Source organism: Magnetococcales bacterium (assembly GCA_015228815.1).
Classification (GTDB): domain Bacteria; phylum Pseudomonadota; class Magnetococcia; order Magnetococcales; family UBA8363; genus UBA8363.
Genome location: JADGCV010000005.1, coordinates 128,548 through 145,652, shown reverse-complemented (window position 1 = coordinate 145,652; position 17,105 = coordinate 128,548). Strand labels below are relative to the sequence as shown.

Annotated in this window: 11 protein-coding genes; 6 read left to right on the top strand and 5 right to left on the bottom strand. The window is 55.4% G+C overall.

Annotation, left to right across the window (positions count from 1 at the left end; translation table 11 throughout):
• Nucleotides 1-234: 234 nt before the first annotated feature.
• The 4 genes from HQL76_03585 to HQL76_03570 all read right to left on the bottom strand — a co-directional run bounded on the left by HQL76_03585 (nt 235) and on the right by HQL76_03570 (nt 5,724).
• Nucleotides 235-1,278, bottom strand: a complete 1,044-nt coding sequence (locus HQL76_03585) for a cytochrome b/b6 domain-containing protein (protein ID MBF0108240.1) — start codon at nt 1,276-1,278, stop codon at nt 235-237.
• Complete coding sequence (locus tag HQL76_03580) at nt 1,275-2,888, bottom strand: tetrathionate reductase family octaheme c-type cytochrome (protein MBF0108239.1); 1,614 nt, start codon at nt 2,886-2,888, stop codon at nt 1,275-1,277. The genes HQL76_03585 and HQL76_03580 overlap by 4 nt, the downstream gene beginning before the upstream one ends.
• A gap of 147 nt (nt 2,889-3,035) precedes the next feature.
• Nucleotides 3,036-4,040, bottom strand: a complete 1,005-nt coding sequence (locus tag HQL76_03575) for an ankyrin repeat domain-containing protein (protein MBF0108238.1) — start codon at nt 4,038-4,040, stop codon at nt 3,036-3,038.
• A 145-nt stretch (nt 4,041-4,185) separates the two neighbouring features.
• On the bottom strand, nt 4,186-5,724 hold the full coding sequence (locus HQL76_03570) for a cysteine--tRNA ligase (protein MBF0108237.1): 1,539 nt from the start codon (nt 5,722-5,724) through the stop codon (nt 4,186-4,188).
• A gap of 447 nt (nt 5,725-6,171) precedes the next feature.
• On the opposite strand from HQL76_03570, the gene HQL76_03565 reads away from it, so the two are divergent.
• Nucleotides 6,172-6,369: a hypothetical protein gene (locus tag HQL76_03565; protein MBF0108236.1), complete on the top strand. Its 198-nt coding sequence runs from the start codon at nt 6,172-6,174 to the stop codon at nt 6,367-6,369.
• A gap of 81 nt (nt 6,370-6,450) precedes the next feature.
• Here the strand turns inward: HQL76_03565 and HQL76_03560 are convergent, their stop codons facing one another.
• Entirely contained in the window at nt 6,451-7,551 is a 1,101-nt protein-coding gene (locus HQL76_03560; protein ID MBF0108235.1) for a radical SAM protein, read from the bottom strand.
• Between the two features lie 350 nt (nt 7,552-7,901).
• On the opposite strand from HQL76_03560, the gene glgB reads away from it, so the two are divergent.
• From glgB to HQL76_03535, 5 genes are all read left to right on the top strand, one after another.
• Nucleotides 7,902-10,232: a 1,4-alpha-glucan branching protein GlgB gene (gene glgB / locus HQL76_03555; GenBank protein ID MBF0108234.1), complete on the top strand. Its 2,331-nt coding sequence runs from the start codon at nt 7,902-7,904 to the stop codon at nt 10,230-10,232.
• Nucleotides 10,233-10,314: 82 nt separating this feature from the next.
• Entirely contained in the window at nt 10,315-11,793 is a 1,479-nt protein-coding gene (locus tag HQL76_03550; protein MBF0108233.1) for a glycogen synthase, read from the top strand.
• A gap of 82 nt (nt 11,794-11,875) precedes the next feature.
• Nucleotides 11,876-13,339 carry a glycosyl hydrolase family 57 gene (locus HQL76_03545; protein ID MBF0108232.1) on the top strand — a complete coding sequence of 488 codons (1,464 nt, stop codon included), beginning with the start codon at nt 11,876-11,878 and terminating at the stop codon, nt 13,337-13,339.
• A 136-nt stretch (nt 13,340-13,475) separates the two neighbouring features.
• Nucleotides 13,476-15,425, top strand: a complete 1,950-nt coding sequence (locus tag HQL76_03540) for a hypothetical protein (protein MBF0108231.1) — start codon at nt 13,476-13,478, stop codon at nt 15,423-15,425.
• Between the two features lie 76 nt (nt 15,426-15,501).
• A complete protein-coding gene (locus tag HQL76_03535) occupies nt 15,502-17,091 on the top strand; it encodes a B12-binding domain-containing radical SAM protein (GenBank protein ID MBF0108230.1) in 1,590 nt (529 codons plus the stop codon).
• Nucleotides 17,092-17,105 lie beyond the last annotated feature (14 nt).

Genomic DNA, 17,105 nt, shown 5'->3' with positions numbered 1-17,105 from the left:
CCTTTCTTCGCAAAAAACGCGAAGAAAGGCAGACCAAGGCGCGCGCCTGCGCGAATTTCCGCAAAAACTGCGGAAATTCGCTTCGGGTGAAAGGGCGCGTGGAAAAACAAAGTCAAAGTCAAAACCCTGGGGGCAATCCCCCAGACCCCTTTTTTCTTTCAATAATCCTGGGACCTGGGGGTACCTGGGCAGTTACCTTTTTTCTTTCAATAATTGAACCCAAGGGGTACCACGTCATCGTCCCTGCATCAACCATTGATGCCGCTCAAGGGCAAAACGAAACGCCCGCAAAAGTATTCGGCGGCTCAGATTTTTCTTGATGAGAAAATCCTGGGCCCCCTCGTGAACCACCCGTGATTGCAATTCCTCGTTCTCCAATTCATTGATCACCAGAATGGGAAGATCCACCGCATTTTTCCGCACGGCACGAAAGGTTTCAATCCCATCACAATCGGGAAGGGAAAGATCCAGAAGAATCAGATCAAAACCACCCTGTTTCAACATTCTGGCGGCATCCACCAGGTTTTCCACATGGTCGATGGAAAAATTGATCGGCAAAATCGACTCACCTTCGCGAACCTCCTTGCCATCAAGCCATCCCTGGATCATCAAGGCAATGACAGGATCGTCCTCGATCAACAACAACCGATAGTCGCGATGGGGGTCCAGCTCCACATCCTCGACCTCGACGAATCCCGTGATCATCGCCTTGATGGCCGCCGTGGCAGGACGCCCCGTGAATGCCATATAGACATGAAGGAGAAAAAAACACACCATGGCATAGGCCATGGCGACATGAACCCCCGCCACATTTTCCAGCCAGGTCCAGGGAATGCCCACCAGGTGCCAATTGTTGTATTCGGCGAACATGAACCCCGTCACCAGCAAGGTCGGATAGATGACGATGGTCAGGATCAGATAGGCGATACGCTGCAACGGGTTGTGTTTTCTGCGCCGGGTCTTCTTGAACGGATGGGAAAGATAGGGATCGAACATCCCCCTGGAATAATAATGGAAGACTTCGAGCATCTTCTCGGTGGAGGGAATATATTGCCGCCATTCACCGGTAATCAAATGCCAGAAGATGGTGAAGGCCCACAAGGCCACCAGATAGGTGGCGAAGGTCCGATGCCAGCTGGCCGACAGTTCATAGTCGAGCCAATGGAAAAAACCGGTGACATGAAATCCGGTGATCATCAGGGCCAGAATCAACGCCGCCTGGGTCCAATGCCAAAAGCGTTCGTATCGGGTAAAGAACAGTTCGGGATGGTGCGTCATGAGGTTCGCAACCGTCTTTTTGGCCGCATCACGATACGCAAGGAGGCATGTATCGTCATGCCGATCAGAGTCAGAAGGACACAACCCCTGCCAAACTGCTGCAACAAGGGATTGTTGTTGCGCCCCGGCATGTAGATCCCCTCGACACCATCCATGCGACCGCCATCCATGTGACATTCGCGGCATTTGAGGGATTGCTCCCGCGGGGCGATCATATGGGTCAACGGAAAATACATCACTCCGGGACGAAAACCAACCGCACCACTGAATGGAAGACCCGCCGCCGCCATGCCCGCCGCCACGGAACGCTGCCAATCGGCGGAATGTTCGAAGGCTTCCTTGTCGTCGGCATCGCTCTTGACCGTGTGGTTGACCGCCAACGTCTGATGGGTCGAATCGACGGGGAGCATGGCCCACATGTTCTTGAACGGCCAAATCCGCGACGAAGAATCGGCGGCACTGCCAAAGATGCGATTGACCTGAATCGGTCCCTCAGGGTCCAGAGGCTCGTTGCGCAACAGATAATCGACCCTGCCATTGAACCATGCATAACGCGGCGTCAGGTTTTCCCCCCACAACGAGGTCCCATGGGTCCGGCTGTGACGGATGCTGATCTTCTCGGGAAGATGTCCCGCCGTCCGAAGAACCTCGGGAATGTCGGTATTTCCCTTGTTCTGCCCGGCCCAACGCCAATCCCAATGGACCATGGTCGCGACACCGCCCCGGGCCATGGCTGGAATATGGCAGGTCTGACAAGCGACCCGATCGACATGATCATTCAATTTGCTCCGAAAGCGATGAGGGGCGTTACCATGACAGGAGGCGCATGAACTCCTCGAACCGTCGGTCCGACCGGGACGGTCGATCCCCAGTGGATCCTGGGCCTTCATCGTATAACGTGAACCGGTGATTTGATGGTTGGGGGCGTTATGACAGGTGACGCATGTAAAATTCAATCCGTCTTCCTGCATGTGGACATCCAGGAACCGATCGGGACGGATCAGGGACGAATCCAGATCCCCATGCTTGGCCCCATCACCCGATCCGCCGTGGAAATGACAAAAACCGCAATTGGCCCGCCCGGGTCGCCCGACACTTCTGGCCATCGCGACAAAGTCGGGTTTGTTCAGCACCTTGTCACGAAATTTCAAGACCGCAGAACCATAGTTATATTTTTTATATTTCCCCGTCTTCTCGTGACAGACCAGGCAATCGACCTGATCATCCGAAACCTCGGTGACCCCGGGATCCTGCCAACCATAACCGATGTGGCAGGAAGTGCATTCGCGCATGTTGCTGACCACGGAACCGCAGAATGTATTGAATACATTCTTTTTGCCGAAGGTTTTCCCCAGAGTGGCATGGCTGTATTCCCAGGTCCAGTGGACGGTCCCGCGAATGGCCGATGCCGCCTCGGTATGGCATCCCAGGCAGGCCCGAGTCACCTCCCGACCCGAGTCGAAGGGTCCATCGAGGGCTGGCAACTTGTCATGACTGGTGGTGGAACCGACGTGGGCAGCCATCAAATCCTGGGCCTGGAGAGGCCACTGAAACCCCACGACCGCGATCAGGAATGCGCCCCACAAACGCAACCACCACAAACGCTCCATGACCCGATGTCCACGACCAGACGGTCCACCGGACACAGTGGGAAATCGACACCAGCCGCTTCCCGTTCCACGCCATCCAGGACCCAGGTTCCACGTCATCGACACAACCAGGCAAAGGTTTTCGAAAACCTCAATCCTCCCTCCCGATCACAGGCACCGTCCCCCCGCCTCCTTGAGGAGCATCTGCACCTCGTCATGTCCGAACTCGGTCGCCAGGAGACGGGCGGTGGCCCCTTCCTTGTTCACCTCGTTGACCAACGCCTTGGCGGCGATCAACGCCGCCACCGCATCGACACGGCCATTCTTGGAAGCGAGCATCAGGGCGGTCATCCCGTCCTCGCCCTTGGAATTGACATCGGCCCCCTTGTCGATCAACCCCTGCAACACCTTGTCATGGCCCTTTTCCGCCGCGAACATCAAGGCGGTACAACCGCAGGGATGACGAATCTCCGGATCGGCCTTGTTTTCCAGGAGTGCCGCAACCGCCTTGTCATGTCCCCCGAGGGCCGCCATCATCAAAGCGGTATACCCCTCCCGATCCCGGGCATCCACGGGAGTCCCCTGCTTGAGGAGCAACTGAATCATTTCGACATTGCCACGATTGGCCGCCAGGATCAGGGCGGTACGGCCATCGCCGTTCGCCGCCTTGACATCGGCCCCCTTGGCGAGAAGCGACTGGGCGATCCGAATCTGTTTTTTCCCTTCCTCCGCATCCTTGACCTTGAGGTCGGCCGTTTTGAGCAATGCCGTCCAGTGGCGTTTGGTCGTAAGATTGGTATCGGCGCCGTGTTCGATCAAGAGATCGACCATTTCCGGACGAAGCCATTCGGCGGCGAGAATCAGGGCGCTGCAACCGCCACGCAAATGAAAGGCGTTGACATCGGCCCCCTTCTTCAACAGGTAGCTTGCAATCTCGTCATGTCCCTCCTGGACCGACCACATCAACGGCGTCATGCCGCTCTTGCTGGGGAAATTGACATCCGCTCCCTGATCCAGGGCCTTCTTGACCCCCACCGGATTTCCTTCCAGGGCATGGAGCCACAGTTTTTCCGCCTGATTTTCCTCCGATTTGGCCTGGGCGCCCGATATTGAAAGCACACCGGCAACAAACACCGTCACTACCGCCAGGATCATGGTTCTGGAAGGGAACATGAATGGTTTCTCCTCGAAATAAACGCCAAACAACGGATAAAATCGCCATTTTCGGCTCAGTTTACCTTCATTTGTCCCCCTTGAAAAGCACTCCATGCAGGACAATCGCATTTCAAATTGAGGTTGCCACGCTTGCAGCCACGATTCAATCAAGCATGGGACGCCATTCCCATGCCGGATCCTGGCCATCCATGATCTCGACCCCGGCAGAGACCAGACGGTTGCGAATTTGATCGGCGGAAGCAAAATCCCTGGCCTTTCTGGCCGATTGGCGCTGGCCGAGCAAGGATTCGATCTCTTCGCGTTCAAGAACCGCCGATTCGGGGCGCAGCACCAGATCGTCACGAACCAGGGTCGTCAGTTTCAGTCCAAGAACCAGGTCCATGCTGGCCAGAAGGCGCAATCGCACCTCGGGAGAAAGCGCCCCCTGATGAATTGTCTCATCGAGCAACGGCAGAATTCGGGGAATCATCAAGTCCTGCGACAACTCCTGGTCGAAGCGTATGAGAATGTCCCGCCCTTCATCGGGAATCCCCTCTTCGAGAAACCTTCGCGGCCAGGTGAACGCGGCCCCCGAGGAAAAAACGATCTCATCGGAAATACGCCGCCAGACCGCCGGTTCCACACCCTGACGCAATGCCGTCACCGCCCCGACCAAACGCTTCAGACGCACCAACTGACCCGCGAGGGATTCGATCGAAAACTCCATCTCGGAGCGGTAGTGGGTCGAAAGGCACATGAGACGAAAGACAAGCGGATGAATTCCTCGGGCAACCAACGAGGACAAGGTGGAAAACTGTCCCCTGGATTTGGACATCTTGCCCCCACGATCGATGAGGAAATTATTGTGCATCCACCAGTTGGCGCCAGGATGGGCATCCCCCGAAAATGCCTGATTCTGGGCAATTTCGTTGCAATGATGAATTTCGCGGTGATCGATCCCCCCCGTATGGATGTCGAAGCGTCGCCCCAAATACTTCATGCTCATCACCGAGCACTCCAGATGCCATCCCGGCGCACCCGCACCCCAGGGGGACAACCATTCCATCTGCCGTTTCCCCGGAGTCGGCGAACGGCGCCAGATGGCAAAATCGGTGGGGTTGCGCTTTCCCTCGACCCGCTCGACGCGGGCCCCTTCCGCCTGTCCATCCCGTGGCGTCAGGGCAAGCGACCCATAGGCGGGAACCTGGGTGGTGTCGAAATACAAACCCGATTCGAGTTCGTAGGTCGTCCCGCCCCGCTCCAGCGCCAAGGCAAAATCGATCATCTCCTGAATGTGATCGGTGGCGGTACTCCACAGGGTCGGTTGCAGGATGTCGAGCGCGGCCAGATCACTCTTGAACGCCTGGGTAAAGTGCGCGGCGACCTTCCAGATGTCCTGATCCATCGTCCTGGAGGCCAGTTCCATCTTGTCCTCGCCTTCATCCTGGTCCGAGGTCAGGTGGCCCACGTCGGTGATGTTGATCACATGCTGAACCGAATATCCCTTCCAATTGAGGGTGCGACGCAGGGTATCGGTAAACACGTAGGCCCGCAGATTGCCGATATGGGCATGATTGTAGACCGTCGGCCCGCAACTATAGATCCGCGCCTCCCCGGAGACCAGAGGATGAAAATCCTCGATGCTCCGGCTCCAACTGTTGAAAAGTCGCAGGGGAATCTCTTCCGGGGTGGGTGCGGTCATGATTTTATCCGTTCACATTTCGGTATCAATAAGGTGGGTCGTCACTGTAGACTGGTGTCGCAGGTCTGGAAGACCGGAATCCTTCCGGATTTTGTACCATGGGGCCCCAGGGGATGCAAACAAAGCCTCCGCTCAAGACATGCGACCCAACCGGACGGACATCGTGGCATGCATTTTTCAAAGTTTGACTCACAGGTCAACCCGCTCCAGATTGAACCAAGAGAAGAATGATGGCGCGTTGACCATGAAAAAATAACGAAATCAGTTGGATGCAATGGTATCTTTCCATGATTTCCCTGTTTGACCTTCAATAAAAAAACAACCCGCACCATCAATCAAGACCAACAAGGTTTCAAACGTTCCAAATATTCTTTAGAAAAAATTCGAACCGTAAATTTGCGTCAATCGAAACCAGGACGACACCTTCGAGAAAAAAGAGAGAAAACCATGAAAATGCATCCAATGGGAGTTTGCGACAAATGCGCCCGGCATCGGCTCCAGGATTTCTTCAGAAAATCCAATGCCTACTATTGTCCCCATCGTCATGTCCTGTCCTATGAGGACACCAATGGCGGATGGACCATGAAAATCGGAGTCACCCCCGATCGGTTGACCCACTTTTCCCTGCCCGCCGTCTTCTCCTGAAACAGTCCGGGGAGGACGACCGGTCGGGGAAAATACCGTTCGGACACAATGTTGCCCGGCAGGGAGATGCCCCTTCGACCCTCAGATGAAATTGATATGGGGCACCGCTTGAGTATCGATCCGATGAAGGTAGCGGTTGATTTCATCCATGCGGCAGTTGACGCGGCATTGTGAAATGTCCAATTCCTTCATGACATGTTCGAACCCCCTGCGCCGGCCTTCTCCCTCCCAGATTTCCTGGAAGGTCTGTTCCTTGATGTTGCCGTATTCGAAACGTCGATCCAGCAGAAAGGCACTGCATCCCGAAACGGTTCCATTGGCCATGACAAACCCCCAGAGGAACGGCGTGGCATAACACCGTTCGTAACGATGGCCATCGGCCAGTTTTTTCATGGTGTGGCCACGAAAGACGATGTGAAACCGGTCGGTGTTCAAATGGGCCAGGGCCTCGCCCTGGGCCACGAAGCGTTGGTAGTCGAACTCCCGGTAACGCTGCGTCTTGCTGAACAAATGTTGCGAATAGGGTTTGACGACCAGATAATCCAGTCCGATGTCGTCGCGGCAAATTTTCGCCAGCGTTTCGACTTCGTGACTGTTTTCTTCCAACAGCAGAATCTGCGCCCCGAGGGTACAGGAAAGGCGCCGATCCCGTTTTTGCCGCACCATGGCGGTCATGTTGCCGATCACCTTGGAAAAATCGCTCTCACGGGTCTGATGCAGCGCGGCATAGGTGGCCGCGGTCCCGGCATTGATGGACACCTTGAGCCAGGAAAGACATTCAAGGGCGGTTTCGACAAACCCGGGAGGAAGAACCGAGGCATTGGTGGTGATGGCGACATCGATGCCAGCGTTTCGAGTCATGGTCACGATCCGGGCCATCTCCTTGTGCAGCAAGGGTTCCCCTTCCCCGGCATACATGATGCTTTTGACCCCCAAACGCCCCATTTCGGGAACCCGCCTGGCCAGAAGTTCATAATCCAGACGGACCGATTGGTAACCGATATAATCGACGGCGCAGAAAACGCAACGATGATTGCAGGCCCCCACCGGAGCGATTTCCAGATAGATGGGATAGACCCGTCGGGCCCGCTCCCATTCGCCAGCCACCGCCAATACCTGGGCAGCCCGGGCCGGATGATAGATCAATTTATGGTCGTCGATTCGGTAGGGATCGCGGCTCATGGCCGGACACTCCTTAGGTTTAAGTCGCTCGCGTTGAAACCTTGATCCATGATCCAGACGGTTCAGTGGAATTCAAGGCTTGCCCACATCGAACCGAATACAAACAGATCCTCACATGCAAACGACGGACCATCACATGCCAGACCACACCATGATCCATGCCGCGACCACGGGCATGGGAAATGGTCAAGGATGAAAAACATGGTCAAACCGGAAAGATCGATGGTATATTTCCTGTCATCCCACTGAGCGCAAGGCGGCATACCTGGACATCCGAGGCGCTTCCGTATCCGGATGACACACCTGACAACGTTCCTCATGAATGGCCACGGTCCAAGGAAAGGGGCACCATGACACATCACAACCAGGAATCGGGTATCGTACTTCATCCGCATTACTTCATCGATCAGGTTGTCAACGGCTATTGCCGGGACCCGTTTGCCTTCCTTGGGATGCATTCTCTCGAAGATGGTTCCATGGTTGTCCGAACCTTTCAACCTGGGGCCGTGTATGTCGAACTGGTCGATCGCGATTCCGGCAACCACCTGGGTCGCATGGAATTGATTCATGACTGGGGGCTGTTCGCCATGCATCTGCGTCACCCTCCGGGTCCTTTCGATCACCGGTTTATCGCCGATTTCGGTTCCGGCCCCGTCGTCATGGAAGATCCCTACCGGCTTCCCCCGATCCTTGGAGAATTGGATGTCCATCTGTTTTCCGAGGGGCGTCACTGGCGCCTGTTCGAACATCTCGGCGCCCATCCCCGCTCGATCCAGGGCATGGAGGGGACGATGTTCGCGGTCTGGGCCCCCAACGCCCAGAGGGTGAGCGTCGTCGGCAACTTCAACAACTGGGACGGGCGGCGCCACCCCATGCGACTGCGACAGGAATGCGGCATCTGGGAATTGTTCGTCCCCCAGGTCCACCCCGGAGAACTCTACAAGTTCGAGATCAAGGGACCCTTCGGTGACCTGCAACCCAACAAATCCGACCCCTTCGCCTTCGCCTCCGAACTTCCCCCCGGAAACGCCTCCATCGTCCAGGGACCAAGCACCTACGCCTGGAACGACCAGTCGTGGATGGAACAACGGCAGAGTCACGATTATTATCATTCGCCGATGAGTATCTACGAGATTCACCTTGGATCGTGGCGGCGCAAACCCGAAGAGGGCAATCGCAGCCTTTCCTATCGCGAACTCGCCGATGAACTCGTCCCCTACCTCAAGGATCTGTGCTTTACCCATGTCGAATTTTTGCCCCTGTCGGAATTTCCGTTCGAAGGATCCTGGGGCTATCAACCAACCGCCCTGTTTGCCCCCACCTGCCGTTACGGTCAACCCGACGATCTGCGCTACTTGGTGGATCGTCTGCATCAGGCAGGGATCGGGGTCATCATGGACTGGGTCGTCGGCCATTTTCCCACCGACAGCCATGGCCTGGCCCGATTCGATGGCACCGCGCTCTACGAACATGAAGACCCGCGACGTGGCTTCCATCCCGACTGGAACACTTTGGTCTACAACTTTGGTCGAAAGGAGGTCAGCAATTTCCTGATTGCCAACGCCCTTTACTGGATCGAACAATTCCATCTTGACGCACTCAGGGTCGATGCAGTCGCCTCCATGCTCTACAACGACTATGCGCGTCAATCCGGCGAATGGATTCCCAACCAGTACGGCGGCAAGGAAAACCTTGAAGCCATCGAGTTCATCCGTACCCTCAACACCAAGGTCTACGAGGAAGGCCATGGCGCCATTACCATCGCCGAGGAATCGACCGCCTGGCCCCAGGTATCGCGTCCCATCGATGCCGGTGGCTTGGGGTTCGGTTTCAAATGGAACATGGGATGGATGAACGATACCCTGGAATACATGCACAAGGAACCGATCCATCGTTCCCATCATCACAACCATCTGACCTTTGGCATGCTCTATTGTTTCCATGAAAACTTCATCCTGCCGCTGTCCCACGATGAAGTGGTCCACGGCAAGGGTTCCCTGTTGGATCAGATGACCGGCGATGCCTGGCAAAAATTTGCCAATCTGCGTTGCTATTACACCTTCATGTTCACCTATCCCGGCAAAAAACTGCTGTTCATGGGCAACGAATTTGCCCAGGGACAACAATGGAACCATAACGTCAGCCTGGATTGGCATCTTCTGGAACAGGTTCCCTTTCATCAAGGGATCTGGCGGGCGGTTCAGGATTTGAACCGGCTCTATGGCGGACTGCTGTCGTTGCATGACCTGGACCATGATCCGGCAGGCTTCGAATGGATCGAATGCAACGACCACCATCAAAGCATTCTCTCCTGGATTCGCCGTGGCCGGAGTTCCGGAGACATCGTCATCGTCTGCAACTTCACCCCCGTCGTCCGGGGGAATTTTCACCTGGGAATCAACAATCCCGGATTTTATACCGAAATTTTCAACAGCGATTCGGAAAAATACAGTGGGTCCAACGTCGGCAATGGTGGACGGGTCCATTCTGTGCAGACCCCGGCCCACGGTCGCCCGCACTCGCTCCCTCTGACCTTGCCTCCCCTGGGAGCATTGATCTTGATCCACCAGCAATCCGGAGATGACCAGAGGAACTTTACTTCCGATTCCTCGGGACAGAAAATTGCCGAAAACGTCGCCCGATCCGGAACGGAGCATTCATCATCCATGCACGTTCCTTGACCGGGGGCATGCACCCCCTCATGGCTGACGTGTCTTTCATCAAGAGGATCTCTTTCCCGGAAGGGTTTGGAGCATTCGATTCATGTATATCGTGACTATTTCTTCAGAACTCGCCCCGGCAGCCAAGGTGGGCGGGCTTGCCGACATGGTGTATGGATTGACCCGGGAATTGCGCATCCGGGGAAATGCCGTTGAAGTGATTCTGCCCAAATATGATTGCATCCGCTATGATCATGTCTGGGGGTTGGCGGTATGTTATGACAATCTGTGGGTCCCCTGGTGGAATGGCGCCATCCACTGTACGGTCCATTCGGGTCACGTTCATGGCCAACTCTGTTTTTTCATCGATCCACATTCCAATGACCATTTCTTCAATCGTGGCTCCTTCTATGGCTTCCACGACGAAGCGATGCGTTACGCCTTTTTCACCCGGGCCGCCCTTGAATTCATGTACAAATCGGGAAAGCGACCCGACATCATCCATTCGCATGACTGGCAGACGGGCCTGACGGCGCCGCTTCTCTACGAAATCTATGCCCCCCTGGGGATGACGAATTCCCGGGTCATCCATACCATCCACAATTTCAAGCACCAGGGCCATGCCGGCATGGAAGCCCTGTATGCCACCGGACTCAATCATCCGGAACATTATTTTTCTCTGGAGCGCATGGGGGACGACCACAACCCCTTTGCCATCAATTTTACCAAGTCCGCCATCGTCTATGCCAATTTTGTCACGACCGTCTCACGGAAACATGCCTGGGAGGCGATGCATACCGATCAGGGCTACGGCATGGGTCACACGCTGCACCGATTCAGTTCAAAGTTTGGCGGCGTCCTGAACGGACTGGATTATGAAATGTGGAACCCTGAATGGGATCCGCACATTCCGCACCATTTTTCGGTTCAGGATGCGGACGATCTTCCGGGAAAGCGCGCCAACAAGACCGCTCTGCGTCAGCGTCTGTTGTTGGCAGATTGCGACCGACCGATCGTCTCCTATGTTGGCCGCCTCGATACCCAGAAGGGGGTCCACCTGATCCGCCATGCCCTGTTCACCGCCATCCAGAACCATGCCCAGTTCATCCTTCTGGGGACGAGTCCCGAATATGGCATCAACGATTATTTCTGGCACCTGAAGCATCATCTCAACGACAACCCCCACTGCCACCTTGAAATCGGCTTCAATGAGGAATTGTCGCGACTGATCTATGCCGGGTCGGACATGTTCATCGTTCCCAGCCTGTTCGAACCCTGCGGATTGACGCAGATGATCGCCATGCGCTACGGCACCGTTCCCATCGTGCGTGCGGTCGGCGGGCTGGTCGATACCGTCTTCGACTGGGATTTCGCCCCCAAGCCCATGGAGGAAAAAAACGGCTTTGTCTTCGAATCGGCTGATTATGCCGGGATCGAGTCGGCATTGTTTCGTGCGTTCGGCCTCTACCACAATCATGAGTTCTGGAAAAGAATCCGCACCAATGGCCTAAACATGGATTATTCGTGGAACCATCCGGGTCAGGATTATCTCAATATCTACGAGTTCATCCGCCACAAATGATGCCGACGGGGCTTTGCCCCGGTCCCCACCAGGGGGATGATCCCCCTGGACCCACAATAGTTTTCGGCACGCCGGAGCCCACATGAACCAACTGCCTGACTCCCTCGATGGTCTGCCCAATCTGTCCGGTTCGGACGAATGGCTCGACCAGATCCTGGCCGGTGATCGGGAACGCCCTGTTTTCCTTTCGGAAAGCGATCGATCCTTTTCATCCATCCAAAGTGCCTTCGCCATCACTCTGCACATGCACCAGCCCCTGGTCCCGGCAGGTCGCGGACCCTTGCACGAAGCGGAGGTCATCAGCAATTTGAAGTTCATGATGGATCACCCCGGAATGGGCGATAACCATAATGCGCCAGTCTTTCTCGACTGTTATCGCCGCATGGGCCGGATCATCAAACAATTGGTTCACGAAGGGCGATCCCCGCGGGTCATGTTCGACTATTCGGGCACCTTGTTTCATGGACTAAAAAAAATGGGGGCCGATGATGCGATCGCCGATCTTCGGGAGATCACCCAATCGCCCGACTATCGCCGGTGCGTGGAGTGGCTGGGGGTTCCCTGGGGCCATCCGGTGGCCCCCTCGACCCCGGTCGCGGACTACCGTCTTCATGTCGCGGCCTGGCGCCATCATTTCGCGGCCATTTTCGGAGTCGAGGCACTCCGCCGGGTCCGGGGTTTTTCCCCTTCGGAGATGGCCCTGCCCAATCATCCCGATGTCGCCTGGCATTTTGTACGCACCCTCAAGGAAAACGGTTACCAGTGGGTCCTGGTGCAGGAACACACCGTCGAAGAACCCGAGACCGGCGCCCCCTCCCGACAACCTTATCTGCCCCACCGCCTGGTCTGCACCCATTCCGATGGCCGCAGCGAAAGCATCATCGCCATCATCAAAACCCAGGGATCCGACACCAAACTGGTCGGACAGATGCAACCCTACTACGAGGCCAAAGGACGTCCCCTTGTTTCCCTGGCGGGAAAAACCATTCCACCCCTCGTGACCCAGATTGCCGATGGCGAAAACGGCGGGGTGATGATGAACGAATTTCCCCCCAAATACATCGACGTCATGCGGGAATGTTCCGGCAGCCGGCATCCCGCCATGAATGTGACCGAATACCTGGAACATTTGCTGGCCTCGGGGGTTCGGGACATCGATTTACCGATCGTGCAACCCCTGTTTCAACGACGCATCTGGGAGCGCATGCGCCCTGGCGCCGGTCCCGAATCCCTTGCCCTGGTGATCGCGGATCTTAAAAAGGAAGACGCCCATTTCCATATCGACGGCGGATCATGGACCCATCACATTTCCTGGGTCAAAGGATACGAACACGTTCTGGGCCCCATGGAAGAGGCCAGCGTCCTGTTCCATCAAAAAATCCCCGATCCCAAAGCCGTCGCCCACGAATACCGCTATCGCAACGCCCTGTTCCACCTCCTGACCTCGCAGACAAGCTGCTACCGTTACTGGGGTGAGGGAATGTGGACCGATTTTGGTCGCGAATTGTGTCGCAGGACAATGGATATATTAAAGTATGACTTTTAATGCACCATGGAAATACATCCAGTCCTCCGCAAGGGCAAACCCAACCTCCGGCCAACCATCCCGTCCCTTCGGCCAGACTTCTGGAAACGCTGAAAAAATAGTAAAATTTATTTTTATTGTTACACTAATTGTTCACATGGCCTATGTCGTTTATCCAATCCTTGTCCGGGAACTCCCCGTCGAGGTGGATGACAGCTATGTGCGCATCTTTCACGCCGTGCGCATGGCCGAATGTTTCGACAGAAACTGCCCGGCCTTGAAAAGCATTCAAACTCTTGATCTTCAGGATCCAGAACTTTCAGACAGGTCCAAAAGATTTGCCTGGGATCTGTTCGTTCGCGCCACAATCGAACCCTATCCACTGCATTCCATCACCTTGTTGGGACTGCACGCACTTGGATTCTCCCTGGAAGCAGGCCATGATCTGCTTGTGATGGCGGGTCATTTTCTTTATTTGGTGGGGTTCTACTATTGGTTGCGGCAGCTTTGCCCCGCAAGCACAACCGGAATCGCCCTGGCCTTGTTTTCCATCATGCTGATGGGTGGACTTCCCCTGCTATCCACCCCCCACTCCAATACGGTATTGGGAATGGCCTTCCTGTCCTGGGGTGCAATCATCCGCTGGCGGCAACGGAGCGCCCCCCTGTTGCTGTTCCTCCTTCCGATCATGGGATTGTGGCATGCCATTGGCAAAATGTGGGCTCTGGTAACCCTGGTCATCTGGCTGTGGTATGCCATCGCCGATCGACCAATACGCCGTCGCCCCCTTCTGTGGATGACCGCCACCACCTGTGTAACTGTTTTCAGCCTGCTGCTTCCTCTGTTTTTCCCTCTGTTGAACTACCATCAAAACTTCAACATCGATAACCACATCAAACCCGACCTCATCGGCATCCTGTCCCACAACCTGCACGCAGTTCCCCTGGCAGTGACGGAATGGACCACATTCTACAGAGGAAACATTATTTCCGTCATCCTTCTGGGCCTGGGCGTTTGGTGGTTCACTCCGGGCCGTCGTTTGGAACTCCTGTTCTGGTTGACCCTTTTCATTTCCGTTTGCATGGCTTCCATGCTGGACTTCCATTTGAACCATCCGGGTCATCTGTTCGTTCGCGTGTTCGAGGTCACCACGTTGGTGCTGAACGTCATCGTCGCCAGCACCCTGGCAGCGGGAATCGCTCTCATCGGGCGCAAGGGAGAACCGCTCATAATCTTCAAACGTCTGTTGCCATCCCTCCAGGGTAAAATAGTGCTTCTGAGCGGACTTGTTCTTTTTGGGCTTATGGGTGATCAATTATTGCATAACATTTACAAAGGGATTCGCGACTATCCAAACATTTTGCGCCACTTCGCAGACAGAAGACAAAACTACTCATTTCCGCCGGAGCAGGTCGAAATTCTCCTTGATCCAAGCCATCCCTGCCAGGATGTGGCGTATAATGACATATCAATCCTGTTTTTCCATCTCTCTCACGGAGCCCTATCCTGTGGCGTCTCTCTGCCCCATGATGGCGACGGTTCTTCTTCATCGCGCACCATTTCCCATGTCACCGCCTGGAATCCTGGTCTGGGTGACCGTGGCGTTTTCCTGCTGAACAATCATCGCTCCCTGGAAATTCGATTGGAGGAAAAACCCGTGAACGGCCCCTCCCTGGCGATCCAGTGGCGCAATTCAGGCCAAAACACCGCCATGCTGCGCCTGTCCCCCCAGTTCCAGTCCCCTCGACTTCCCGCCGCGACGCAAACCATCGAACACCACCTTCCCGGTAATTCCCAGGGAACCTGGCATCCGGATCCAACATTGTTTCAAGCCGGTGGCGACTTCCTTCTTTCCACTGCCGGTCCCAATCCTGTGGACATCGCCGGAATCCGCTTCGATGACAACTCAAAAAACCTGCATTGGCCATGGGACCAGGGCATCACCCTGGTTCATACGGACGCATCACGACCGTCATCGCCCCGTCTTCTGCACTTTCGCTCCGCGGATCTCTGGCCAAAGCTGAAAGGCAGGGTTACCATCCTGCACGATGGTGGCAGTATCAACCTGGGACGCTTCGATCCGAGTTCCACTCTTGATATTCTTTAGAAACAAAGTCAAAACCCTGGGGGCAATCCCCCAGCCCCCTTTTTTCTTTCACTATTTTTTCAAGATATAAACAATTATGGACAACAAAGTGACGAATGAACGATCGGAAAGAAGAACCAGGACCCGTGTCGTCCTGGTCCGGGGTCCCATCGTATTCTCGGACAATTCCATCAACAATGAGGCGGTTCCCTCCATTGGCATGGCCTATCTTCTGGGTTATCTCCGGAAACAAGGGATCGAAGCCCTGCTGATCGATGCCATCGCCGAAGGGCTCAACCAATCCTGGCCAATTCCAAATCTTCCTGGATTTCGGGCGCATGGCCTCACCTTTGACCGCATCGTCCAAATGGTTCCAGTGGATGCCGACCTCATTGGCTTCTCACTGATGTTTTCCGGAGAATGGCCCGTACAACGGTCCTTGATCCAAAGACTCCGGGAACATTGCCCCAAGGCATTGTTCCTGGGCGGCGGCGAACACGCCACCGCCCTGGCCGAATATATCCTCCGGGATTGTCCAGAACTGGATCTGTGTGTTCACGGCGAGGGAGAAGAGGTCCTGGCCAACGTGGCGGAATGTCTGTTCCGGGGTGAAGATCCCCGACTGTTGACAGGGGTCTCCTTTCTGGATGATCAAGGCGTCTTTCAGCAACAACCGGCGCATCCACGCATCCGCTCCATCGACCGGATTCCCTGGCCACATTGGCCGGAAGGCTATCTGGAAAAATTCTGGCAGGCGGGAAAATCCTACGGCGTGCAGTCGGAACGCGACATGCCGCTGATGATTTCCCGCGGCTGTCCCTACCGATGCACCTTCTGTTCAAGCGAGGAAATGTGGACTACCCGCTATATCCTGCGCGACGTCGCGGATGTCGTCGATGAGATCACAACTTATATTCAGAAGTACGACATCAAGGCCATCCAACTCTACGATCTGACGGCAATCACCAATAAAACCTGGGCCATCGCCTTCTGCAACCGTCTCCTGGAGAAAAATATCGCCATCCAATGGTCCCTCCCCTCCGGAACCCGCAGCGAAGCGCTCGATGAAGAAAGCCTGACCCTGTTCCAGAAGACCGGGTGCAACTACCTGGTCTACGCCCCGGAAAGCGGTTCCCAGGAAACGCTCAAGGCCATCGCCAAGAAAATATCACTGGACCGCATGGTGGATTCCCTGCGGGTGGCCCACAAACTGGGTCTGGTGCTACGGACCAACCTGATCATCGGTTTCCCCGGAGAAACACTCCGCCAGATGGTCAAAACTTTTCTGTTCGGCTTCAGGTTGGCCTTCCTGGGAGTCGATGAGGTCAGCATCAACATTTTTTCTCCCTATCCCGGAACAGTCATCTTCAAAAACCTGGTGCAATCGGGCCGTTTGGTCATCAACGATTCGTATTTCATGGCCTTGACCTCCTTGAACGGCGATTATTCACGCCTGCCGCTCCTGACGTTCAACGACCATGTCGGCCCAAAAGCATTGGGAGCCTATCGACTATTTTTTATGACTACAAATTACATGATTGGTTATTTGAGCCGGCCCTACCGCATCTGGCGGACCCTGCGGGTTCTTTTGACAGGCCGTCATGCCGAAACCGTCCTCGAACACCGCCTGAAGGATCTGATCGCCCGGAAAAAAGGCGAAAACCGGTCAAACCCCAACCGGCAATGAAAGGACCAAACCGC

What these genes read in the sequence shown, in the direction of transcription:
- HQL76_03570 (MBF0108237.1), bottom strand. Translation starts at nt 5,724, where the DNA reads ATGACCGCACCCACCCCGGAAGAGATTCCCCTGCGACTTTTCAACAGT.
- HQL76_03535 (MBF0108230.1), top strand. Translation starts at nt 15,502, where the DNA reads ATGGACAACAAAGTGACGAATGAACGATCGGAAAGAAGAACCAGGACC.
- HQL76_03565 (MBF0108236.1), top strand. Translation starts at nt 6,172, where the DNA reads ATGAAAATGCATCCAATGGGAGTTTGCGACAAATGCGCCCGGCATCGG.
- HQL76_03580 (MBF0108239.1), bottom strand. Translation starts at nt 2,888, where the DNA reads ATGGAGCGTTTGTGGTGGTTGCGTTTGTGGGGCGCATTCCTGATCGCG.
- HQL76_03585 (MBF0108240.1), bottom strand. Translation starts at nt 1,278, where the DNA reads ATGACGCACCATCCCGAACTGTTCTTTACCCGATACGAACGCTTTTGG.
- HQL76_03560 (MBF0108235.1), bottom strand. Translation starts at nt 7,551, where the DNA reads ATGAGCCGCGATCCCTACCGAATCGACGACCATAAATTGATCTATCAT.
- HQL76_03575 (MBF0108238.1), bottom strand. Translation starts at nt 4,040, where the DNA reads ATGTTCCCTTCCAGAACCATGATCCTGGCGGTAGTGACGGTGTTTGTT.
- HQL76_03545 (MBF0108232.1), top strand. Translation starts at nt 11,876, where the DNA reads ATGAACCAACTGCCTGACTCCCTCGATGGTCTGCCCAATCTGTCCGGT.
- HQL76_03540 (MBF0108231.1), top strand. Translation starts at nt 13,476, where the DNA reads ATGGCCTATGTCGTTTATCCAATCCTTGTCCGGGAACTCCCCGTCGAG.
- glgB (MBF0108234.1), top strand. Translation starts at nt 7,902, where the DNA reads ATGACACATCACAACCAGGAATCGGGTATCGTACTTCATCCGCATTAC.
- HQL76_03550 (MBF0108233.1), top strand. Translation starts at nt 10,315, where the DNA reads ATGTATATCGTGACTATTTCTTCAGAACTCGCCCCGGCAGCCAAGGTG.